General features: G+C 63.9%; 18 protein-coding genes. 12 read left to right on the top strand and 6 right to left on the bottom strand.

What is annotated here, in order from left to right:
- Positions 1-150: 150 nt before the first annotated feature.
- Positions 151-1,038 (bottom strand): PfkB family carbohydrate kinase, encoded by an 888-nt coding sequence (locus SPHINGO391_RS01610; protein ID WP_024270368.1) that lies wholly within the window; start codon positions 1,036-1,038, stop codon positions 151-153.
- A 237-nt stretch (positions 1,039-1,275) separates the two neighbouring features.
- Positions 1,276-2,364 carry a LacI family DNA-binding transcriptional regulator gene (locus SPHINGO391_RS01605; protein WP_024270369.1) on the bottom strand — a complete coding sequence of 363 codons (1,089 nt, stop codon included), beginning with the start codon at positions 2,362-2,364 and terminating at the stop codon, positions 1,276-1,278.
- Between the two features lie 260 nt (positions 2,365-2,624).
- On the opposite strand from SPHINGO391_RS01605, the gene SPHINGO391_RS01600 reads away from it, so the two are divergent.
- The 3 genes from SPHINGO391_RS01600 (at position 2,625) to SPHINGO391_RS01590 (ending at position 5,267) form a co-directional block, all read left to right on the top strand.
- A complete protein-coding gene (locus SPHINGO391_RS01600) occupies positions 2,625-3,470 on the top strand; it encodes an ABC transporter substrate-binding protein (protein WP_003501639.1) in 846 nt (281 codons plus the stop codon).
- A gap of 91 nt (positions 3,471-3,561) precedes the next feature.
- Positions 3,562-4,482, top strand: coding sequence for an amino acid ABC transporter permease (locus SPHINGO391_RS01595; protein WP_023516380.1), 921 nt, complete (start codon positions 3,562-3,564; stop codon positions 4,480-4,482).
- Entirely contained in the window at positions 4,479-5,267 is a 789-nt protein-coding gene (locus SPHINGO391_RS01590) for an amino acid ABC transporter ATP-binding protein (RefSeq protein WP_023516379.1), read from the top strand. Before SPHINGO391_RS01595 ends, SPHINGO391_RS01590 begins: the two co-directional genes overlap by 4 nt.
- A gap of 19 nt (positions 5,268-5,286) precedes the next feature.
- Here the strand turns inward: SPHINGO391_RS01590 and SPHINGO391_RS01585 are convergent, their stop codons facing one another.
- The 3 genes from SPHINGO391_RS01585 to SPHINGO391_RS01575 are packed head-to-tail and all read right to left on the bottom strand — an operon-like array spanning position 5,287 to position 7,966.
- Entirely contained in the window at positions 5,287-6,225 is a 939-nt protein-coding gene (locus SPHINGO391_RS01585) for an ornithine cyclodeaminase/mu-crystallin (RefSeq protein WP_023516378.1), read from the bottom strand.
- A gap of 10 nt (positions 6,226-6,235) precedes the next feature.
- Entirely contained in the window at positions 6,236-6,946 is a 711-nt protein-coding gene (locus SPHINGO391_RS01580; RefSeq protein ID WP_023516377.1) for a GntR family transcriptional regulator, read from the bottom strand.
- An 18-nt stretch (positions 6,947-6,964) separates the two neighbouring features.
- Positions 6,965-7,966 carry an SIS domain-containing protein gene (locus SPHINGO391_RS01575; protein ID WP_023516376.1) on the bottom strand — a complete coding sequence of 334 codons (1,002 nt, stop codon included), beginning with the start codon at positions 7,964-7,966 and terminating at the stop codon, positions 6,965-6,967.
- A 146-nt stretch (positions 7,967-8,112) separates the two neighbouring features.
- On the opposite strand from SPHINGO391_RS01575, the gene SPHINGO391_RS01570 reads away from it, so the two are divergent.
- The 3 genes from SPHINGO391_RS01570 to SPHINGO391_RS01560 all read left to right on the top strand — a co-directional run bounded on the left by SPHINGO391_RS01570 (position 8,113) and on the right by SPHINGO391_RS01560 (position 12,598).
- On the top strand, positions 8,113-9,597 hold the full coding sequence (locus SPHINGO391_RS01570; RefSeq protein WP_023516375.1) for an FAD-dependent oxidoreductase: 1,485 nt from the start codon (positions 8,113-8,115) through the stop codon (positions 9,595-9,597).
- A 98-nt stretch (positions 9,598-9,695) separates the two neighbouring features.
- On the top strand, positions 9,696-10,535 hold the full coding sequence (locus tag SPHINGO391_RS01565) for a TIM barrel protein (RefSeq protein ID WP_023516374.1): 840 nt from the start codon (positions 9,696-9,698) through the stop codon (positions 10,533-10,535).
- Positions 10,536-10,546: 11 nt separating this feature from the next.
- Entirely contained in the window at positions 10,547-12,598 is a 2,052-nt protein-coding gene (locus SPHINGO391_RS01560) for an NADH:flavin oxidoreductase (RefSeq protein ID WP_023516373.1), read from the top strand.
- 13 nt (positions 12,599-12,611) lie between these two features.
- Here SPHINGO391_RS01560 and SPHINGO391_RS01555 read toward each other — a convergent pair whose 3' ends face one another.
- Positions 12,612-13,682 carry a LacI family DNA-binding transcriptional regulator gene (locus SPHINGO391_RS01555; protein WP_023516372.1) on the bottom strand — a complete coding sequence of 357 codons (1,071 nt, stop codon included), beginning with the start codon at positions 13,680-13,682 and terminating at the stop codon, positions 12,612-12,614.
- 228 nt (positions 13,683-13,910) lie between these two features.
- On the opposite strand from SPHINGO391_RS01555, the gene SPHINGO391_RS01550 reads away from it, so the two are divergent.
- The 6 genes from SPHINGO391_RS01550 (at position 13,911) to SPHINGO391_RS01525 (ending at position 21,181) form a co-directional block, all read left to right on the top strand.
- On the top strand, positions 13,911-14,747 hold the full coding sequence (locus SPHINGO391_RS01550) for an ABC transporter substrate-binding protein (protein ID WP_023516371.1): 837 nt from the start codon (positions 13,911-13,913) through the stop codon (positions 14,745-14,747).
- A gap of 60 nt (positions 14,748-14,807) precedes the next feature.
- A complete protein-coding gene (locus SPHINGO391_RS25320; RefSeq protein ID WP_024270370.1) occupies positions 14,808-16,316 on the top strand; it encodes an amino acid ABC transporter permease/ATP-binding protein in 1,509 nt (502 codons plus the stop codon).
- An 18-nt stretch (positions 16,317-16,334) separates the two neighbouring features.
- Positions 16,335-17,342: a Gfo/Idh/MocA family oxidoreductase gene (locus tag SPHINGO391_RS01540; RefSeq protein WP_023517465.1), complete on the top strand. Its 1,008-nt coding sequence runs from the start codon at positions 16,335-16,337 to the stop codon at positions 17,340-17,342.
- Between the two features lie 44 nt (positions 17,343-17,386).
- Positions 17,387-18,517, top strand: a complete 1,131-nt coding sequence (locus tag SPHINGO391_RS01535; RefSeq protein ID WP_024270371.1) for an FAD-binding oxidoreductase — start codon at positions 17,387-17,389, stop codon at positions 18,515-18,517.
- Between the two features lie 498 nt (positions 18,518-19,015).
- Positions 19,016-19,843, top strand: a complete 828-nt coding sequence (locus tag SPHINGO391_RS01530) for a transporter substrate-binding domain-containing protein (protein ID WP_023515928.1) — start codon at positions 19,016-19,018, stop codon at positions 19,841-19,843.
- A gap of 57 nt (positions 19,844-19,900) precedes the next feature.
- The gene (locus SPHINGO391_RS01525; protein WP_023515929.1) at positions 19,901-21,181 is read left to right on the top strand and encodes an FAD-binding oxidoreductase; all 1,281 of its coding nucleotides are present in this window, start codon (positions 19,901-19,903) and stop codon (positions 21,179-21,181) included.
- Positions 21,182-21,207: the final 26 nt, after the last annotated feature.

Here is a 21,207-nt window from a genome sequence, read left to right as displayed (position 1 = left end):
AACCAACAATTTGCTGCATCACATTGCGTAATTTCAAACGCTTAGCGAAACCCCAGGCACGGGTTTGCGGTTCCAATCCTTTCAAGAGCTTTGGAAAGGGTGCCCGATGATCCCGTTGCCTAACCAACTTGCGAAGGCCGGCACCTGCTCTCAGGCTTCCTGAGGCGCCTCCGCAGGGCGGGTGGTGCGATAGACCTCTTCCAGGCTCATCATGTTTGAAAGGTCGATGCTCATCGGGGCAGCGTGGCCGAAGGCGCCGCGCATCAGGCAGGTTTGCGCGGCGGCTTCTGCGGCTTTTGTCAGGATGAGTTCGGGCTGGAGGCCATCGAGCAGGCCGACGAGGACGTTGGCGATGTAGGTGTCGCCGGCTCCCAGCGTGTCGATGGGGTCGACCTGTTTAGCCGGGACTTCGACGATGCCACTGTCGCCGGCGAGAATAGCGCCTTCGATACCACGGGTGACGAGGCTCCAGCAGGCGCCCGCCATGCGCGCGCGTTCGGCCAGCGCGAACGAATCTTCACGGGACGCGTCGCTGGCGGAGAAGGCGATCAGGAAGCAGTGCGGAGCCACCCGTGCGATGCGGTCAGGATCGTGCACCGTGGCGAGATCGTACGAGATTTTCGTCCCCTCGGCAAAGCGCGGCAGCCAGGCGTCCACATGGCTCGACCGGCCGGTGTGAAGGGCATCGAAATCTGAAAGCCGCGTCAGATCTGTCCTTGTCGGCGCGATGATCGAGACGCCGAGATTGGCGCCCACGAAGACCCGGTCGCCGTCCCGCGTCTCGATCACGCAATAGGCTGTCTGCCCCGGCTCAACCCGCAGCGACGAGACATCCACGCCTTCCTCGGTCAGCGCCCGGCGGATCAGGCGGCCGGCATCGTCATCGCAGACCGCGCCGGCATAGGCGGTTTCGGCGCCGGCGCGGCGTGCTAAGACGGCATGATTGACGCAGTTCCCGCCGGGAAACATCAAGTTCTGGTCGCGGTAGCAGTCGACGACATTGTCGCCGAAGGCGAGAATTCTGGCGGGACGCGGCATCGGGTAAGCTCTCCTGAGAATCAAACTGAGAACGTTCTCAGTTAAAGGATCGAGCTGAAAAAGGCAACCGATTTCGTGCGCCGCGCGCGCCGGATATCAGGAGCGATGATGAAATATGGAGGAAACGGCCAGGCCTGGTGACGGTGGCCGTCGGCATTGCCGCGAGAACGGTATGGAAAAATAACAGGCAATAAGCCCTCGCGTTCGGCTTGCGGGGAGGAATGTTCCGCCCGGAAATCAGAGCTGCGCAACCGAGCCGCGTTCGATCAATTCCGCAGGCATCAGCACGGTGCGCGGCGGATAGTCCTCGCCGCGGATGCGCTCCAGCAGCATCCGCGCGGCGGCCTCGCCCATGGCAAGCCGTGGCTGTGCGACGGTGGTGATGCCGGGACGGTGGAAACTCATCCAGTCGAGATCGTCGAAGCAAATGATCGACAGATCCTGCGGGATGGAGAGCTTCAACTCGGCGAGCGCCCGCATGGTGCCTTCCGACATGGTGCCGTCCGTGGTGAACAGCGCCGTTGGCGGCTCTGGGCTTGTCATCAGGCGCGGTACGACGGCCTGTGCGGCCAAGGTGGAATAGCTACCGGCCCGCAAAGTAAGGCTAGGGTCCACGGGCAGGCCTTCGATCCGATGCGCGCGCACGTAGCCCAGGAGGCGCTGCCAGCTCGGATAGAGCGTCTCGCTTTCGATAGGGTCGCCGGCGACGGCGCGGGCGAGGAAGGTCTCCAGCCCGCCGCTCTCTTCGTCCGCGAGTTCCGCCACGATGCCGATCCGGCGATGGCCGGCGGCGATCAAATGGCGCACGGCCTGCTCTGATGCGGCTATGTTGTCAGTCGCGACGCGATCGACCATCAGGCCCGCAACGGCGCGGTCGATCAGCACGAGTGGAACGCCCATAGCCTTGAGACTATGCAAATGCCGCGCCTTGCGCGTATCGCTCGGCGTGACGATCAGTCCGTCCACCTGTTTTTGCGTCAGAAGCTCGACCGAGTGAACCTCCTTGGGCTGCGCCTCATCGCTGTTGGTAATCAACAGGCCGAAGCCGTTGGCTTCCGCGACGTTGGAAATGCCGCGCAAAACAGAGGCGTAGAACGGGTTCTGAATATCGCCGGCGACGACGCCGAGCGTGCGGGTCTTGCCGGTGATGAGGCTACGGGCCAGCGCATTGGGGCGATAGCCGAGGCTTTGGGCCGCCTTGAGAACCTGTTCCTTCTTGTCATCGCTGGTGTAGCCGTAGCCGCCGAGCACGCGTCCTGCAGTAGCCGTGGAAACACCCGCCGCCCGTGCAACCTCTGTGATCGTTGCCTTGCTTTTCGGAGCCACGTGGCCATTCCTCTCACAAACTGATCTGCCGAACTGAGAATCTTTTCATGTCTCGTCGGGAAAAATCGGCAACTCTTTATGGGTGTTAGCAGATCGACGGGGGTTTTCAAAGGCTTTGAGCGCGATGTCTTGATAATACGGCGCTTGACGGCAGGGCAATCTCCGTGTCTCATATGTGAGAACGTTCTCGTTAATTTTTCAAGGGGAACCAGAGAACGGAAGTCCGAGCCCGCCGGGTTCGCTACAACAAGGAGGTCGTCATGTTTAAATCCATTCTGGCCGGATGTGTGCTGAGCGCCGCGCTGGCGATGCCGGCGCTGGCCGATGTCATTCCCGCGCTGCACGATGCGCTGCCGCAGGAATACAAGGACAACGGCATCAAGGCCGCGGTCTTCAACGATTGGGCGCCGGACGAGTACCAGGATGCCGATGGCCAGCTCAAGGGCTGGAGCGTCGACATCGCCAAGGAGATGGAACAGCGCCTCGGCGTGACCTTCACCTTCGAGGGCACGAGCTTCGACGCCATCATTCCGGGCCTGCAGTCCAAGCGTTTCGATGCCGGCTTCTCGTCCTTCGGTACGACGGCGGAGCGCCTGAAGACGCTCGACTTCGTTTCCCAGCGCCGCATCGGCACCTCCTTTGCCTATCCGAAAGACAGCACGCTCGACATCAAGTCGGCAGAGGATGCCTGCGGGCTGACGATCGCCGTCCTGAACGGCTCCTGGGACATCGGCCTTCTTGAAAAACTGAACGCCAATGAGTGCAAGGACAAGCCGGTCGTCATGCAGACGCATGGCACGCAGGCGCAGGCGGAGCTTGCCGTGCGCTCCAACCGGGCGCAGGCGACGGTGGGCGGATCGGTGAAGCTTGCCTATATGGCTAAACAGACCGGCGACCTGAAGGTGTCCGATCTGGTCCTGTCGCCGGTCAATAGCTGCATTGGCGTGCGCAAGGGCGATCCGCTCGGCCAAGTGCTGACGGATGCGATCCAGTCGATGATCGACGACGGCACCTATGAGAAGATCATGGCCAAGTGGGGCCTCAACGACAGCGGCATGCTGAGCAAGGCGCTGCTGATCACGGAAGAGCATCCGGCCGATCTGTGAGGCACCGTTTTGCCGCATGCAAAACCATTCCGGCCCGAAGCCCGCTTCGGGCCGGATCGGACAGGCCCGAAGCGGGCAGCTAGGAATGACGATGTCTGAAGAACCACTTTCGCGCCCCTCCATCCATGATGTGAAGCCCATTGCGGTGCCAAAGGTCGGCCACTGGATCGGCGGCGTGGCGCTTGCGATCCTCGCCGTCGTCTTCCTTCAGGTGCTCGTCACCAACAAGAACATGCAGTGGAGCGTCGTCGCCGAGTATATGTTCAACCCGGCGATCCTTTCCGGTCTCGGCATGACGCTGCTCCTGACGGCGCTCGCCATGGTGCTGGGGCTGGCGATCGGCGTCGTGCTGGCCATCATGCGCCTGTCGGCCAGCAGCGTCTTCCAGTCGGTGAGCTGGGGCTGGATCTGGTTTTTCCGTGGCGTGCCGCCGCTGGTGCAGATGATCTTCTGGTACAATCTGGCACTTCTCCTGCCGGAGATCTCGATCGGTATTCCGTTCGGCGGGCCGAAGCTCATCTCCTGGAATACCAATGAACTCATCACGCCGTTCAGCGCCGCCATCATGGGCCTGGCCTTCACCGAAAGCGCCTATGCCGCCGAAATGATCCGCGCCGGCATTCAGGCGATCAATACCGGCCAGACGGAGGCCGCCGCGACGCTTGGGCTGACGCGCGGCCAGGCGCTTCGCCGTATCGTGCTGCCGCAGGCGCTGCGCATCGTCATTCCGCCGATCGGCAACGATACGATCTCGATGCTGAAATTCACCTCGCTCGTTTCCGTGCTGGCGCTGCCCGATCTGCTCTATTCCGCGCAGATGGTCTATGCGCGCACCTACCAGACCGTGCCGCTGCTTTTGGTCGCGACCATCTGGTATCTCGTGCTCACCACCATCCTGACGGCCGTGGAACATGCTGTCGAGCATCGATTGAAATCCGAACATCGCGCGGGTGAGAAGAAATCCGGCGGCATGTTCCGCCTGTTCGCGCGCCAACGGGAGGCCCAGGGATGAACGCCGAGATGATGATCGAACCGCTGCTGAAGGTCGAGCGCCTGCGCAAGAGTTTCGGCGCCCATGAAGTGTTGCGCGGCATCGATGTCGCGGTGATGCGCGGCGACGTGACCTGCATCGTCGGCCCTTCCGGTTCCGGCAAGAGCACGCTGCTTCGCTGCCTGAACTATCTCGAAAAGCCCACGGGCGGCGCCATCTTCCTCAATGGCGAGCCCGTCGGCGTGCGCTGGAAGGGCGACAAGCTCTATGAAATGAGCTTCAACGAACTGGCCCGCCAGCGCCAGCGCATGGGTATGGTGTTCCAGGGCTTCCATCTGTTTCCGCACAAGACCGTGCTCGAAAACGTCATCGAGGCCCCGGTTCTCGTCAAACGCGTTCCGCGGGCGACGGCAGTCCAGGAGGCGATGGTACTTCTGGAGCGCGTCGGCATGAAGGAGCGGGCGAGCTATTATCCCTCCCAGCTTTCCGGCGGGCAGCAGCAGCGCGCGGCAATCGCCCGTTCGCTGGCGATGAAGCCGGATGTAATGCTGTTCGACGAGCCGACCTCGGCGCTAGACCCGGAGCTTGTCGGTGAGGTCCTGGCCGTCATGCGCCAGCTCGCTGACGACGGCATGACCATGGTTGTCGTCACTCATGAAATGGGTTTTGCGCGCGATGTGGCCGACCATCTGATCTTCATGGATGGCGGGGTGATCGTGGAAGAAGGCCGGCCGGCGGACGTGCTGACGCGCCCGCAGCATGACCGCACGCGGGCGTTCCTGGCGCGCGTCCTGGCTGACGCGTAAAAGCGTCAGCCATAGGACCTCAACCGCGTGTCTGCGAAAGCGCGGATGCCGTGAAAAGGTCGAGATGGGCACCGCCGTTGTTCTTGAACACGGTGATCTGGCCGGCGCCGGTACGGCCTTCTCTTTTTCCCTGCGCGAGTTCGAAAAGATCGGCCTTCACGGCGTCCCAGGTGATGGCGCCCGATGCGACGGCCTGCGAAAGGTCGCCGCCGCCTTTCATGTTGTTGCGGCTGTCGACGAAGATCGTGCCGCGCACAAGGGCTGCATCATCCGCCTCCCGAAGCGTGGGCAGGTAAGCGCCGACAAGATCGAGATGGGTGCCGGGCCGCAGGAGCGCGCCCTTGACCAGTGCTGTATCCGACATTGTCACGCAGGACACGATATCGGCGCGGGCGACGGCGCCGTCGAGATCGTCGGTTACCGTCACGTCGATACCCGTTGCCCGAAGCTCGGCCGCCACGGCTTCGGCGCGGGCGGACGTGCGGTTCCAAATCGTGACCCTCCGCAACGACGGCCGGGCGGTCAGATGTGCTTCGGCAAAATGCGGCGCGAGAGCGCCGGCCCCGACGATCAGCAGGTCTTCCACATCCTCGCGGGCGAGAATGGCGGCGCCAAGGGCGGAGTCGGCGGCGGTCTTGCGCGCCGTCATGGCCGCGCCGTCGGCGACCAGCAGCGGTCCGCCGGTCTTGCCGTCAAACAGCGCTACCAGTCCCTGAACGGCGGGCTGCGGCGGCTCGAGATTCGCATTCTGCGGAAAGATGCCGACCATTTTCACGACGATCGGGCCGCCGAACGCCCAGCCGGGCAGGGTGACGAACTGTGCCTCGCCGCCGGCGGGATCGGATTGCACCACGACCTCGGAAGCAGGCATGCCGCCGAGATGCGCCTTGCGCAGGGCTGCGATCAGATGCGGCCAGGGAAGCGCCGCGTGAACGGCAGCGGCGTCGAAAACATGCATGTCGAACCTTTCAGATCTTGATCGTGTAGGTGACCAGATGGCTGGGGGTGACGAGCTGCGACAGCGCGAGCGGTCGGCCCTCGGCATCGGTGACGATCTTTTCGATGCGATAAACGGGCTGGGCGGCGCTGACGGCAAGGATGGAGCGCTCGCCGGCGGTGGCAAGGGCGACATCGATCTGCCGCTCGGCATGAGCCGGCTCGATGCCGGCTTTTTCGCGCAGCGCCGCGAAGAAGGAACCGCCGGCGGCGACCGGCTCGATCACGTCGGGAAAGCGCAGCGCATCGAACCAGAGCGTTTCAAGCGTCATCGGCCGGCCGTTATCCTCCAGCAGCCTGTCGAAGCGGATCAGTGCTTCGGCCTGCAGCCGGGCCCGGATGGCCGGGGCGTCCGGATTGTCGGAACGCGAGAGGATGCGGTGGCCGGCCCTCCGGCCGAACCCATCCATGGTCTCGGAAAAGCCTGACAGAGAGACCAGGGTCTGGCGTACCTTGGCCGGCATGACGATCGTGCCGCGGCCCTGCTGCCGCTGCAGGCGGCCATCGGCGCAAAGCTCTCCGATGGCGCGCCTGAGGGTGATCCGGCTGACCTCATAACGCGCCATCAACTCCGGTTCCGGAGGCAGGAAGCTGCCCTCGGCGAACTCGCCGGCATCGATGCCGGCGAGGATCGCGCGCCGGACCTGTTCATAGAGCGGCAAGAGATTCGCTTGGTCTTCCATCCGCTCTTCCAGGCTTTCTCAGTAGCTGATCTTTTTCATGTAGCGCCGCGCTTCCAGCATTTCGTGCTTGCGCAGGTCGGCGATCTTATAGGCGAAACGCCAGAGCGTGTCGAAGAAGATCAGCGGCACGACATTGCCCCGGAATTGCGGGTCGATGCCGGAGAGATCCAGCTTTTCGCCATCGAGAACCAGGATGTTCTCGGCCGAGCCGAAGCGGTGCAGGAATTCGTCGGCGCGCTGTTCGAGCGGCCGCGTGCTGTCGACGCCCTTCAGGAGGATGAAGGCGCGGTCCTTGTCCAGCACCTCGAAGGGGCCGTGGAAGAACTCGTTGGCGTGGATCGCCTGGCTGTTGATCCACTGCATTTCCATGAGCACGCAGATGGCGAAGGAATAGGCCGCGCCGTAGCTCGCGCCGCTGGCGACGGTATAGATCACGTCCTCCTTGGCAAAGCGTGGCGCGTAGTCCTCAAACATCGGCGCGAAGGTTGCATGCGCCCGATCGATCGCCGGCTGCAGGGCGGCAAGGCTGCCGATCAGCGTCCCGGTCAGGTCTTCGCCTCCGGTCAGCGCCACGAGGCCCATGACGATCTGGTAGATCCGCGAATAGTTGCTGTCCTTGGCATCGATCGGCACGCCGGTCGTGTAGGGCGCTTCGAAGCCGACGACATGGTCGACCGCCCTGGCGAGCGGCGAGGCGGGCTCGACCGTCAGGCCGATGGTCTTGGCCCCCTTCGAACGGGCGAACTCGGCCGCGGCGGCGGTTTCCTTAGTGGTGCCGGTCATCGAGCAGAGAATAACCAGCGATTTCTTGTCGAGCGCACGCGGCGCGCGGGAGACGAACTCGGCGGCGTTGTAGACATCCGAGGGCAGCGGTGAATGCTGGTCGAGCAGGAACTTTGCCGGATGCATGATCGACAGCGAGCCGCCGCAGGCGACGAAGAACACATGCTTCACCGATTTCGCGTCAAGCGCGGAGAGCGCGGCAACGACGCCGGCATCGAAGGCAGAAGGGAGGGACATGGGTGAGCCTTTCTATATGACGTTATAATACGTATTATAGCGCCGGCTTTGCCGTCAAGCGGTCTTGACACCATCGGCAAAATTTTGCGAACGTTCTCACGTTCGGTGTGAAAATCTGTCGCTGTGGCGATGGCGGGGAGGTGAGCGTGAGCGGTGTCTACGACACGCTCGTAGTCGGCGGCGGCATCATCGCCGCATCGGCAGGGCAGCACTTGGCGGCGGCCGGATATCGCACGTTGCTGGTAGAGCGCGATGACTATGGTGCGGGCACATCCAGCAGAACCTCGCGCCTGCAGCATTGCGGGCTCGGCTATCTCTCGGCCGCCAGCGGCTCGATCGCCACCTTTCTCGCCCATCCGCGCAGCGCCATCGAGTGCCTCAGCCTGATGCGCCGCGCGATGCAGGGGCGGGCGGAGTTTGTGCGCCTGGCGCCCGAGCGGGTAAAGCCCGTCACCTTCATCGTTCCGCTAACTCCGGAAAACGCCATTCCCCGTTGGAAGGCCCGGCTTGCCTTTCGCCTGATGACGGCCAGCGACGGCGGCCGGGTACCGCTCGACCTTCGCATTCTGTCTGCCGCGGAAGCGCGGGCGCATCCGGGGCTTCAGGGCATGGCGGGGTTGCAGGATATCGGCGGAGCGATGACTTTCACCGAATACCAGTATCATTGGCCGGAGCGCATCGTTGTCGATACGATCATGAAGGCCCGGGCGATCGGCATGGAGGCGCTGAACCATACGGCGGTGACGGGGCTGGCGCGGGAGGGCGACTTCTGGCGGATTACACTGGAGGCAGCCAAGGGCTCGCGCGACGTTCTCGCGCGCGCCGTCGTCAATTGCGCCGGCGTCTGGGTCGACGAGATCACCGCTCTGGCCGGGGCGCCGCATCTTCGCAAGAATACCGGCGAAAAGGGCACGAATATCGTCGTTCGGCTACCAGGAAGCCTGCGCGGCATCGGTTTCGAGACCGTGACTGCGGCCGGCGCGCCCTTCTATTTGATCCCTTGGGGCGAACTTCATTATGCCGGGCCCTGGGATTCTATCTCGGACGGCAGGCCGGAAGGTTTTCGCGTTACGGAGGCCGAGATTGCGGCCATCCTAGATCAGATCGGCCGCCTGTTCCCGGGCTTCGGGCTGACGCGCGAGGATGTGCTCTATGCATGGGCGGGCGTGCGGCCGCGGAGTCTTGCCAAGGACGGCAGGGGCTCCGCGCCCGCTGTTCGCGAGCATGACCTCACCGACGAAGGCCTGCCGAATGTCTTCACTTTCACCGGCGGGCTGCTGATGACCCATCGCGACGCCGGGCGGCGGCTGAGGCGCGCCGTTGCCCGCCGGCTGAAGCCGTCCGGCTCGCCACGCCCGCTGGACCTGCCTTTGCCGCCCCACCCGGATTTGCATTGTGTCACCGAAGCCTCGGTCGCCCATGCCGTCCTCAACGAGCAGGCATGCACGCTCTCGGACATCCTTCGCCGCCGCCTCTCCGTTGGCTGGGAGGCGGATCTCGGTCGACGCTATGCGGAAACGGCTGCCAAACTGGCGGCGCGACATCTCGGCTGGACGCCGGATGAGGCTGCGACGCAGGTCGCCGCCTTCATCCAGGAGACAATGACCGAATTCGGTCTCAGGACGCCTTAGCCTAGCAACAATACACGAATTTGTACGAAATCATGAGAGAACGTTCTCACAATACTTGAGAATTCTTTTATACAGGCAACCATTGGAGGAGTAGAGACATGGCACTGGATGAACGTAATATCAGCGTGATGAATTTCCACTATGTCCGGCATACGATGGATCGGTTTCTGGCCGATGTCTGCGAGGCCGGCGTCTCTCGCATCGAGCTTTGGGCCGCCGCGCCGCATTTCTATATCGGTGACAAGACGCTGGCCGATGCGCGGGCGCTGGGACGAAAAGTGCGGGGCATGGGCCTCGATATCGTCGCCCTCACGCCGGAGCAGTGCATCTATCCGATCAACATCTCAGCGAAGGAAGCGGAGCTGCGCGACCGTTCGGTGCGCTATTTCCTGGAATCCATGGAATTCGCCACCGAATGCGGTGCTCCGGCACTTCTCGTGACGGCAGGCGGCGGTTACCGCGACGAGCCTGCGGAACAGGCGCTGGAGCGCTGTGTCGATTCCATGGGCCTGCTCTGCGACCGCGCGCAAAAACTCGGCATCGATCTCTGGATGGAATCACTGCCGGATTCCTTTGCCAACATCATCCGCTCGGCCAGGGAAATCCGCAACCTGATGGACACGCTGAACAGCCCCGCGCTGTATGCGGTCTATGACGTGGCAGGCGCGGTGATGACCCATGAGACGCCTCAGGATTATTTTACCCATCTCGCCGGCCGCGTCGCGCATGTGCATTTCACAGATTCCGATGCCGGTGGCAGTCATCTCGCCTGGGGCGACGGTATCATCGACCTCGACGAACTTACCGCCTATCTGCGCAGCCAGAATTACGAGGGCTCGCTGACGATCGAACTGACCAACTGGAAATACAATGTCGATCCCACCCCGCCCCTGAAACAGTGCATCGAGGCCATGCGCAAGGCCCTCGGTCCGGCTTAGGCGGTGCGGGCATGGAGGAGGAAAATCCAGCCGTTGCGCCAGCAGGAAGGGCCGATCCGCTGCTGCGGCCGTTGCAGGTTGGCCGGCTCACCCTGCGCAACCGGATCATGAGCACCAGCCACGAGACCGCCCTCGACGAGGGCGGCCTTCCGCTCGACGCCTATCAGCGCTATCACGAGGAAAAGGCCAAGGGCGGGCTCGCGCTGACGATGTTCGGCGGCTCGGCGCGCATTTCCGCCGATACAAGCTGGGGTGGCACGCAGCTCGACGTGTCGAGCGATGCGGTCGTCCCGGTGTTCCGCGCCTTCTCCGAACGCGTCCATCGCCATGGCGCGGCGCTGATGTGCCAGATCTCCCATGTCGGCCGGCGTGCCAACGCCACTGTCGGCGCCTGGCTTCCCGCGCTCGGCCCCTCCCATTCGCGGGAGGACTATAACCGCAGCTTTGCCCATGAAATGGACCGCCACGACATCGCGCGCATCGTGCGCGACTTCGGCCAGTCAGCGCGGCGCGCGCGGGAGGGCGGGCTTGACGGCATCGAGACGATGACCGGCGGCCATTTGATTGGGCAATTCCTGTCGCCGATGGTCAATCGCCGCACGGATGAGTTCGGCGGCTCCTTGGAAAACCGCATGCGCTTCCTGCGCATGGTCCACGAGGAGATCCGCCGAGAGGTCGGAAGCGATTATCCGGTGGGCATCCGCTACACGATCGATGAGGACCACAAGGACGGCTTGAGCTTCGCCGAGGCAGTTACGGTTGCCAACAGGCTGGAGCGGGAAGGGCTGGTCGATTTCTTCAACTGTATTTTCGGCCGGTTCGACACGCGTCTCAACCTGCTCGTCTACAACATTCCCGACATGACGGCCGTCTCCGCGCCGTGGCTGCATCAGGTCGGATCGTTCAAGGCGCAGACGGATCTTCCGGTCTTCCACGCCGCGAAGATTGCCGATGTCGCGACGGCGCGTTACGCGGTCGAAGCAGCGCTGGTCGATATGGTCGGCATGACGCGGGCGCACATGGCCGACCCCCAGATCGTCAACAAGCTGCGAGCAGGCCGGGAACAGGAAATCCGCCCCTGCGTGGGCGCTTCGCACTGCCTCTATCGCCCGGTGCATTGCATCCACAATCCGGCGACAGGTCGTGACACCTGGCTGCCGCAGGTGATCGAGCGCTCGCCGCAGGCGGGACGAAAGGCAGTCGTCGTCGGGGGCGGACCGGCGGGGCTGGAGGCGGCGCGGGTGCTTGCTGCGCGGGGACACCGGGTTGTACTGCTGGAGGCGGCCGATCGGCTTGGCGGGCAGCTGGTGCTGGCCGCGAGAACCAGGCTTCGTCGCGCCCTGATCGGCATCGTCGACTGGCGCGCCGCCGAACTGGAGCGGCTCGGCGTCGACGTTCGGCTGAATGTGTACGCGGAGGCGGCCGAGGTTCTTGCCGAACAACCCGACTTGGTTTTCGTCGCCACCGGCGGCATTCCGGATTTTGGTCCGGTCGCAGGCAGCGACCTTTGCCTCAGTGTCTCCGATGCGCTCGGCAATCCAATGCAGATCGCTGACGAGGTGCTGATCTACGACGCGACCGGACGCCATCCCGCACCCTCGGCTGCCGCGGAAATTGCCTCCGCGGGAAAGAGGGTGACATTCGTTGCCCGCGACCCCTCCGTCGCGCCGGAAATGGAGCACCATTCGAGCATCACCTATCGCAAGGCGCTCGCCGAACGGGATGTTCGGGTGCTGCTAGAATACGAATTGGTGTCGGTGAGCGTGCGGGAGGGGCGACGCGAGGTGGTGTTGCGCCACCTGCTGACTGGCCGGGAAATGCTCGAGACCCACGCACAGGTCATTGTCGAGCATGGCACCGTGCCGGTGAACGACCTTTTCGCGGAACTGCGCCCGCTCTCGGCAAATGATGGCGCCACGTCGGTCGAAAGCCTGCTGGGCGCCGCGCCTTTGCGCGCGCGGCCGCCCGCCGGCTTCGAGTTGCATCGGCTCGGCGACGCCGTCAGCAGCCGGTCGGTGCATGCCGCCATGTTGGATGCCCTGCGGCTCGCGGTACAGTTCTGAGGATGTCTCGATGTTATACGGGAGCGTCGGCGATGGAGGCACGATCGACGACTTCGGTGCGCAGGACGATGCGGCTGGCCTCGCCGCCCTTCCCGTTTAGTCGTTCGACCAGCAGCTTGGCCGCCGTCTCGCCGAGGCCATAGACGGGCTGGCGCACGACGGTAACGGGCGGCGTCGTGACGGACGTCCAGTCCGCATCGTGAAACGAGACCAGCGACAGGTCGTCCGGAATGCTGAGCCCAAGGTCACGGCAAACCTTGAACACTTCAAGGCCTATGACGCTGTCCGACGCGATGATGGCCGTCGGGCGTTGTGCCGATTGCAGCATTGCGGTGACGATGCGATGCGTTTGTTCCGGCGTCGCGGCGCCGACATGCACCCAATCCTCCATGCCAATCAGGCCAGCTTCGCGACAGACGCCGAGAAACCCTTCGATGCGCCGGCGCACCGAGCCGGTATTGATGTCTCCCGCCGCATGGAAGCGGTGATCGGGCGTATCGCAGGCGGTGAGATAAGCGATGCGGTGATGACCAAGCGAGACGAGCCGGCGGGTAATGCCCTCAGCAGCGTGGCGGTCGTCGGCGATGACGGTATCGACGTCGAGTGCGTCGCTGCCGCGATCCAGCAACGCGAGCGGCAGGCCGGAGCGGGCGGCTTCGCGCAGATGCTCGACATCGCTCTCCTTGGCCGGCGAGACGATGAGGCCGTCGACGCGCTTTGCAAGCAAGGTTCTGATCGCCGCCTTTTCCGCGCCGACGTCTTCGCCCGAATTGATGAGGATGACGGTGAAGCCCGCTTGCCGGGCAACGTCGGTGATGCCGCGCACGGCGAGGCTGAAGAACGGGTTCTCGATATCGCCGACTACGACGCCGATCGTGCCAGAGCGGCCCGTCGTCATGCTGCGGGCGAGTTCGTTCGGTCGGTAATCGAGCGCGCGTGCAGCGGCGGTAACGGCCTCGCGTACCCGGTCGCTGACAGTTCCATAGCCGCCCAGAACGCGTGCGGCGGTCGCCTTCGAGACGCCGGCTTTATGCGCAACGTCGGCAACGGTGACGGAGGTGTTTCGCGGTGGGCTCTGATCCATGAACGGTAGCCTTACAAGAGATATTGACGACTGGCAAATGCGAAGATAACAATCGTCAAAAGCCAAAGAGACCGGTCTCTTTTATATTGAGACCGGTCTCAATGAATAAGAAGCACAAATTCCAGCATGCGAGGCGCATCGGCTGGACGCGTGGCCCCATGCCGCCGTCCGGATGAGATTTCCTGCGTCTTGGAGACATCGCAGACACCACCAGAGGAGACCAACGAAATGCGATTTATTGAAGCTCTCAAACGCCCATTCGTTCGAATGCGTGCCGGCGGCTTCGCCGTTGCCCTTGGCGCGCTGGCCGGCGCAACGACGCCGGCTTTCGCCGAGGACAATCCGCTTGGCCTTATCGATCCCGCCGTCATCAGCGTCGGTACGATGGGCGACGCCAAGCCCTATGCCTTCACCACCGCTGACGGCAGCTTTACAGGCTTTGATATCGAACTATTTCTCAACGTCGCCGAGCGACTCGGCTTCAAAAAAGAACAGGTGATCTTCACCGGTCAGGAGTTCTCCGCGCTGATGCCGTCGGTCGCCAACAGCCGCTTCGACGTCGCCGCCGCCGCGATCGGTACGACGGACAAGCGCAAGGAGACCGTCGATTTCTCCGACGGCTATCTCGCGGGCTTCCTGACCGTGATGACGCCGGATGCCGGCATCACCGATGCGGCCGGCCTCAAGGGCAAGCGCCTTGGCGTCGTGCAGGGCACCTTGCAGGAAATCTATGCCGAAAAGAATTTCACTGGGGCCGATCTGGTGAAATTCCCGGACAACAACTCTGCCGTTTCCGCGCTGAACAACGGCACGGTCGATGCGCATTTCCTCGACTACGAGGCGGCAAAGGATTACTCGGCGCGCTATCCCGAACTGAAGGTCGCCGTCAACATCCCGAGCTTCGACGCGCCGGCCGGCTTTGTCGTCCGCAAGGGCAATGACGCCCTGCGCGAGGCGCTGAACAAAGGTCTTCAGGCCGCCATGCAAGACGGCACCTGGAAGACCCTGCACGAAAAGTGGTTCCCCGGAACGCCGATGCCGGATTCCTATCTTCCCAAGCAGTGATGCCGCCTTGCCGGTCCGGCCTCTCCGGTCGGACCGGTCTTTTTTTCAAGGGACCTCCTGATGAACTGGCTTGAAAATCTGCGCCGCAGCTTCCTCGACTGGAACGCGATGGCCGAAGTGCTGCCGACCATGATCACAGTCGGCCTGAAGAACACGCTTATCCTTGCGGCGGCCTCGACTGTGCTGGGCGTCGTCATCGGCATGGTGCTCGCCATCATGGGCATTTCCAGGTCACCCTGGCTGCGCATCCCCGCACGCCTCTACACGGACGTCTTCCGCGGCCTGCCTGCCATCGTCACGATCCTGCTGATCGGGCAGGGGTTTGCCCGCATCGGCCGTGAACTTTTCGGCCCGTCGCCCTATCCGCTCGGCATCCTGGCGCTCAGCCTGATTGCCGGCGCCTATATCGGCGAGATCTTCCGCTCGGGCATCCAGAGCGTCGACCGCGGCCAGATGGAAGCTTGCCGGGCGCTGTCGATGAGCTACGGGCAGGGCATGCGGCTCATTGTCGTGCCGCAGGGGGTGCGCCGCGTGCTGCCGGCCCTCGTCAACCAGTTCATCGGCAACGTCAAGGATTCGAGCCTGGTCTATTTCCTTGGCCTGCTGGCCTCCGAGCGCGAGATCTTTCGCGTCGGGCAGGATCAGGCTGTCGTCACCGGCAACCTTTCGCCGCTGCTCTTGGCCGGGATCTTCTATCTCATCGTCACCGTGCCGCTCACTCATGTCGTCAACGCCATCGACAACCGCCTGCGGATCGGCAAGCAGCGACCGGCGGTTATCACCAGCGGGCTGGAAGAGGTCAGCGAACTCGATGGTGCCAACCGCACCTCCGGAGCGGCCTTCAAGGGCGGAAGCCTCGACGTGCGCAATCTCGGCATGGCCTATGGCGAGCTCGATGTGCTCAAGGGCGTCGACCTTTCGGTGAGACCGGGCAGTGTCACCTGCGTCATCGGCCCGTCCGGCTCCGGCAAATCGACACTGCTGCGCGGGCTCAACCGTCTCGTCGAGCCGAAGAGCGGCGACATTCTTATCGATGGCGAGAGCATCCTCGCCATGAAGCCGGAAACCCTGCGCCGCCGGGTCGGCATGGTGTTCCAGCACTTCAACCTCTTCCCCGACCACACAGCGCTGGAAAACGTCATGCTCTCGCTGACGAAGATCAAGGGCCTGCCCAAGGCCGAGGCCGAGCGCATCGCGCAGGCGCGCCTTGCCGATGTCGGCCTTGCGAGCCGGCAGCATCACCGGCCCGGCGGCCTCTCGGGCGGCCAGCAACAGCGTGTCGCCATTGCCCGCGCGCTCGCCATGGAACCGGAGGTCATTCTCTTCGACGAGGTTACGAGCGCGCTCGACCCGGAGCTGGTCAAGGGTGTGCTCAATCTGATGGCCGATCTCGGCAAGCGCGGCATGACCATGGTTGTCGTTACGCATGAGATGGGCTTTGCCCGCCGCGTCGCCGATCAGGTCGTCTTCATGGATGAGGGGCGTGTGGTGGAGGCCGGCACGCCCGAGGCGATCTTCGACAACCCGCAGAGCCCGCGTCTGCAGCGCTTCCTTGCGGAAGTGCTCTAAGCCGGGAAGGATGAGACCATGACACCACGGATACGATGGGGCGTGCTCGGCTGCGCGGGCATCGCGGCGAAAGCAGTCATCCCTGCCATCCAGTCCAGCCGCCTCGGCCGCGTGACGGCCATTGCCTCGCGCGATCTGGACAGGGCCACGGAGATGGCCGTACGCTTCGGCATTCCCAAGGCCCATGGCAGCTACGAGGATCTGCTGGCCGATCCCGAGATCGACGCGATCTACAACCCGCTGCCCAACCACCTGCATGTGCCTTTAACGATCAAGGCGCTGGAACACGGCAAGCCGGTACTCTGCGAAAAGCCGATCGCGCTTGACGCCGCGCAGGCGGTGGAGCTCGCGGCCGCGCAGAAGGCCGCTGGCCTGCCGGTTGCCGAAGCCTTCATGGTGCGCCACCACCCGCAGTGGAAGACGGCGCGCGCACTGGTGACCGAAGGGCGGCTCGGCGAGGTGAGGGCCATCCAGACGATTTTCTCCTACTATCTGGATGACCCGCGAAACGTACGCAACCAGGCGGATATCGGCGGAGGCGGCCTGTTCGACGTCGGCTGCTACGCCGTCAATACCGCCCGCTTCCTGTTCGGCGCCGAGCCGCTGCGGGCGATTGCGCTGATGGAGAGGGATCCCACCTTCGGCACGGACCGGCTGACGAGCGGGCTGCTGGCGTTTCCTGAGGGCCGGCAGCTTGCCTTCACCTGTTCCACGCAGCTTGCCCTCACGCAGAAGGTCACGGTGCTTGGAACGCGGGCGCGCCTGGAAATCCCCGTTCCCTTCAATGCGCCGGCCGATGCGCCGACCCGGGTCGTGCTGGACGACGGCCGCGATCTTGCCGGAGGCGGGCGAGAGGAGATCGCCATCGCGCCGGTCGACCAGTACCGCGAGCAGGCCGATGCCTTTGCCGATGCCGTTCTCACCGGCACGCCGCTCGAAGCCGGGCTGGACGATTCGCTCGCCAATATGAAGGCCATCGACGCGCTCTTCCGCTCCGCGGGGAGCGGCCGCTGGGAGCCGCTCTGAACAGCTTTTTTCACCTGCATGACCAAACGATTGAAAGACATCCAATGACCGACACCATCATCTCCTCGGCCGTCATCATCGGCGCCGGTATCTTCGGCGTCTCCACCGGCGTTCAGCTTGCCCGGCGCGGCATCCGCGTTACCATCCTTAATGACGGCCCGCCGGCCAATGGCGCCTCCGGCCGCTCGCTCTCCTGGCTGAATTCGGCGCGCATGCGCTCCGAGCCATATCACCGGCTGCGCATGGCCGGCATCGACCGCTACCGCACGCTTGCGGCGCGGTTTCCGGATGTCGACTGGCTTCGCTTCGACGGCGGCCTGACCTGGGACGCCGACGACATGCGCAACGAGATCGACGCGGCCTATCGCTACGAAGTCTCGCTTGCCTATGATGCACAATGGCTTCCGGCCGCTGCCGTCGCCGGCGTCACGCCCGGCATCGATGCCAGGGCGATCACGCCGCAGGGCGCGATCTTCAATCCCGGTGAAGGCTGGGTCGACCTGCCGGCTTTGATCGGCCTGCTTCTTGAAGAGTTTTCGGCCCTCGGCGGGGTGCTGGTGACGGATCAGGGCGCGGCGCGCGTCATTGTTGAGGGCAGTCGGGCAGTGGGGGCGGAAACCGTGACAGGCACCCGCTTCGCTGCGGATGCCGTCGTGCTCGCGACTGGGCCTGCGGTGCCGCGGATGGCGGCGGATAGCGGCCAGACGATCGGCGACGGAACGCCGCTCGCCCTGCTCGTGCAAACAAAGCCACTCGCCCATCCCCTGCGCGCTGTCCTCAACACGCCGCGCATCGCCGTCCGCCCCGCACCGGGCGGCACCTTCTCGCTGGATGCCGACTGGGCGGCGGACGAGGGCGTGACCGCGCGCGCGGATGGCGGCTACGACATCGACGAGGCCGTCGTGGATGCCTTGCTGGCCGAGGCAGCGAAGGTGATGGAGGGCAATCCGAAGCTTGAGGTCGCTTCCATCGGCGTCGGCGGCAAGCCTATCCCCGGCGACGGTGAACCGGTGGTCGGCGCACTCAAAGCGATCGCGGGCTACTATGTCGCCTTTAGCCACAGTGGCGCAACACTCGGCCTCATCGTCGGGGAACTGCTTGCCTATGAGGTGGCAAAGGGCGCTGAGCACCCAATGCTCGCCACCTTCCGGCCCGAGCGCTTTGGCGTGAGTTGAACGAATTTCACAAACCGGCTTCCGCGCCGATAGCGCGGGACACCGACCAAAATCCTCACGTAATTGAAATCAGACGTTATCGGATAGGAGACGTTCTAGCGCTGGATTGGGAGGATCGCAGGGCGCCGCTCGCCGTGTTGCTCAGCATGGCGGTGGGCGCGCTTTGCGGCATCGTCAACGGCTGCCGCTCGCGCGCTTCTTTGTAAAACTTGGAACGATCGCCCTCCTCCGCAGCCATGCCTATAGGATCCACGGATGGCCAGGCGATCGTCTCCACCAGCCTCAATTCCCGCGATCTTAGCAATGACTATCTCGGCCCGATCCCAGCTCACGTGCTATAGCCGGCACGTCTACGCAGTTTCATGTCGCTGCAGCATGAAGCGATCTCCTTCTTTCATGCGCGTCCCCTTGACAGTGGAGAACGAGAGTTGACACATTCGGTTGTCAGACATCTTACATAAACGGGGATCTGAGCTGACGGATCACAAGGAGGACCACATGAAAAAGCTCTTCATGCGACTGGCGGTAGGCGCCGCCTTCGTCGCTGCCGCCGTGTCTGCCCAGGCCGGCGAGACGCTCGACCGCGTCATGGAAAAGAAGGCGATGGTTGTCGCCACCAACAGCGGCTGGCCGCCCCAGAGCTATCTCGACGACAGCAATGAGATGGTCGGTTTCGACATCGACGTGTCGCGCGAGATCGCCAAGCGCCTCGGCGTCGAGGTGAGCTTCGAGACGCCGGACTGGCAGACGCTGACCGGTGGCCGCTGGCAGGGCCGCTACGATCTCGGCGTCGGCTCGGTCACGCCCACCAAGGCGCGCGCCCAGGTGATCGATTTCGTCGGCATCTACTACTACAGCCCCTATGTCTACGTCGTTCACCAGGACAGCGACGCCAAGTCCGTCACCGACCTCAATGGCAAGGTGATCGGCGTCGAGACGGCAACGACCTCGGAAGACTTCATCAACCGCAAGCTCGAAATCGATGCGCCGGGCCTGCCGCCGATCGAATACAAGCTGGAGCCGGGTGAAGTCCGCACCTTTGCCGACTCCATGCTGCCCTTCGACGACCTGCGCCTTGGCGCGGGCGTTCGCCTCGACGCGGTGATCGCGCCCGAGCAGACCGCGATGAACGCCATCAAGAATGGCTACCCGGTCAAGATTCTCGAGGGCGAATACGCTTTCCGTGAGCCGCTCGTCGTCATCGCCGAGAAGGTCGATCCGGAATGGACCGCCAAGGTTGGCGGCATCATCGAGGAGATGAAGAAGGACGGCACGCTAGGGACGCTCACCACCAAGTGGTACGGCAAGGATTACAGCGCCGACTGATGCAAGACCGGCGCGGGCGGATAAGCCCGCGCCATTTCATTTGAGGGGGAGCATGCGATGTCCTATCCGGACACCTATTACAAACGAACCATGGCGGACCAGACGACGCGCCCGGCGCTTTCGGGCACGGTCGAATGCGACGCGGTTATCGTCGGCGCCGGCCTTGCCGGCCTTACCACGGCGCTGCAGCTGGCCCGCGCCGGCAAGCGCGTCACGGTGCTGGAGGCCGAAAGCGTCGGCTTTGGTGCCTCCGGGCGCAATGGTGGTTTCGTCGGCCCCGGCTATGCGACGGGCGGAGACGACATTGCCCGCGTGACCGGCAAAGATGCGGCGCGCAAGCTGCACCATCTCTCCATCGAAGGCATGGATTTCATCCGCGAGAACATCAAGTCGCTCGGTATCGACGGCGCCCGGCCCGAACCGGGCATCATGAGCGTGCTGCGCTATGACGACGGCCCGAGCCTCAAGGCCTATGCGGACGAGACCCGCCGCGAATACGGTTACGACCTCGACTATATGGACCGCGACGCCGTACGCGCCGTGCTGAAGTCCGAGCGTTACTTCCAGGCGCTGCGCAATCCGAACGCCTTCCACATGCACCCGCTCAACTACCTGCGCGCCATCGCGGCCGAGATCGAGCGTCTCGGCGGACGCATCTGCGAGCAGTCGCCCGCAACATCGGTGGATTTCTCCCGCACTGAAAAACGGGTGAAAACGGCGGGCGGCGAGGTGAGAGCCCATGATGTCGTCTTCACGACAGGCGGCTACACCGACGGGCTGAACGGCAGGCTGAAGCGGTCCTTCCTGCCGATCGCCACCTATGTCATGGTTAGCGAAGAAGCGCCGGAACTGATCGCCACGGCGATTGCCACGAAAAACGCCATCGGCGACAATCGCAGGGCCGGCGATTACTACCGCCTCGTGGACGGCGGTCGCCGCATCCTGTGGGGTGGGCGCATCACCACCCATGCCGCCTCCACGGCCGGCCTGGTCAAGGAATTGCGCGCCGAGATGATCGGCACCTATCCGCAGCTCAGGGATCTCAGGACAGAGCTCGCCTGGTCGGGCCTGATGTCCTATGCCCGCCATCTGATGCCCCAGATCGGGCGCATGAGTCCGGGTGTCTGGTATTGCACCGCCTTCGGCGGGCACGGGCTCAACACCACGGCGATCGGCGGCAAGGTCATCGCGGAAGGCATTCTCGGCGAAACCGAGCGCTACAAGCTCTTCGAACCCTTCGGCCTCGTCTGGGCCGGTGGTCTCGCCGGGCTTGCCGTGGCGCAGCTCACCTATTGGAAACTCCAGGCGCAGGACTGGTGGCGCGAACGCGCAGCGTAAGCGGCTTCAACGAGAACAAGGGGCGG

It is taken from the genome of Hoeflea sp. EC-HK425 (genome assembly GCF_902498795.1).
In the GTDB taxonomy this organism is placed as follows: Bacteria; Pseudomonadota; Alphaproteobacteria; order Rhizobiales; family Rhizobiaceae; genus Hoeflea; species Hoeflea alexandrii.
Note: the sequence above shows the minus strand (reverse complement) of the source record. Positions and strands in the feature narration are given on the sequence as shown.

What these genes read in the sequence shown, in the direction of transcription:
- SPHINGO391_RS01575 (WP_023516376.1), bottom strand. Translation starts at nt 7,966, where the DNA reads ATGTCCCTCCCTTCTGCCTTCGATGCCGGCGTCGTTGCCGCGCTCTCC.
- SPHINGO391_RS01535 (WP_024270371.1), top strand. Translation starts at nt 17,387, where the DNA reads ATGACCGACACCATCATCTCCTCGGCCGTCATCATCGGCGCCGGTATC.
- SPHINGO391_RS01560 (WP_023516373.1), top strand. Translation starts at nt 10,547, where the DNA reads ATGGAGGAGGAAAATCCAGCCGTTGCGCCAGCAGGAAGGGCCGATCCG.
- SPHINGO391_RS01550 (WP_023516371.1), top strand. Translation starts at nt 13,911, where the DNA reads ATGCGATTTATTGAAGCTCTCAAACGCCCATTCGTTCGAATGCGTGCC.
- SPHINGO391_RS01530 (WP_023515928.1), top strand. Translation starts at nt 19,016, where the DNA reads ATGAAAAAGCTCTTCATGCGACTGGCGGTAGGCGCCGCCTTCGTCGCT.
- SPHINGO391_RS01610 (WP_024270368.1), bottom strand. Translation starts at nt 1,038, where the DNA reads ATGCCGCGTCCCGCCAGAATTCTCGCCTTCGGCGACAATGTCGTCGAC.
- SPHINGO391_RS01555 (WP_023516372.1), bottom strand. Translation starts at nt 13,682, where the DNA reads ATGGATCAGAGCCCACCGCGAAACACCTCCGTCACCGTTGCCGACGTT.
- SPHINGO391_RS01590 (WP_023516379.1), top strand. Translation starts at nt 4,479, where the DNA reads ATGAACGCCGAGATGATGATCGAACCGCTGCTGAAGGTCGAGCGCCTG.
- SPHINGO391_RS01565 (WP_023516374.1), top strand. Translation starts at nt 9,696, where the DNA reads ATGGCACTGGATGAACGTAATATCAGCGTGATGAATTTCCACTATGTC.
- SPHINGO391_RS01580 (WP_023516377.1), bottom strand. Translation starts at nt 6,946, where the DNA reads ATGGAAGACCAAGCGAATCTCTTGCCGCTCTATGAACAGGTCCGGCGC.
- SPHINGO391_RS01525 (WP_023515929.1), top strand. Translation starts at nt 19,901, where the DNA reads ATGTCCTATCCGGACACCTATTACAAACGAACCATGGCGGACCAGACG.
- SPHINGO391_RS01585 (WP_023516378.1), bottom strand. Translation starts at nt 6,225, where the DNA reads ATGCATGTTTTCGACGCCGCTGCCGTTCACGCGGCGCTTCCCTGGCCG.
- SPHINGO391_RS01600 (WP_003501639.1), top strand. Translation starts at nt 2,625, where the DNA reads ATGTTTAAATCCATTCTGGCCGGATGTGTGCTGAGCGCCGCGCTGGCG.
- SPHINGO391_RS01540 (WP_023517465.1), top strand. Translation starts at nt 16,335, where the DNA reads ATGACACCACGGATACGATGGGGCGTGCTCGGCTGCGCGGGCATCGCG.
- SPHINGO391_RS25320 (WP_024270370.1), top strand. Translation starts at nt 14,808, where the DNA reads ATGAACTGGCTTGAAAATCTGCGCCGCAGCTTCCTCGACTGGAACGCG.
- SPHINGO391_RS01595 (WP_023516380.1), top strand. Translation starts at nt 3,562, where the DNA reads ATGTCTGAAGAACCACTTTCGCGCCCCTCCATCCATGATGTGAAGCCC.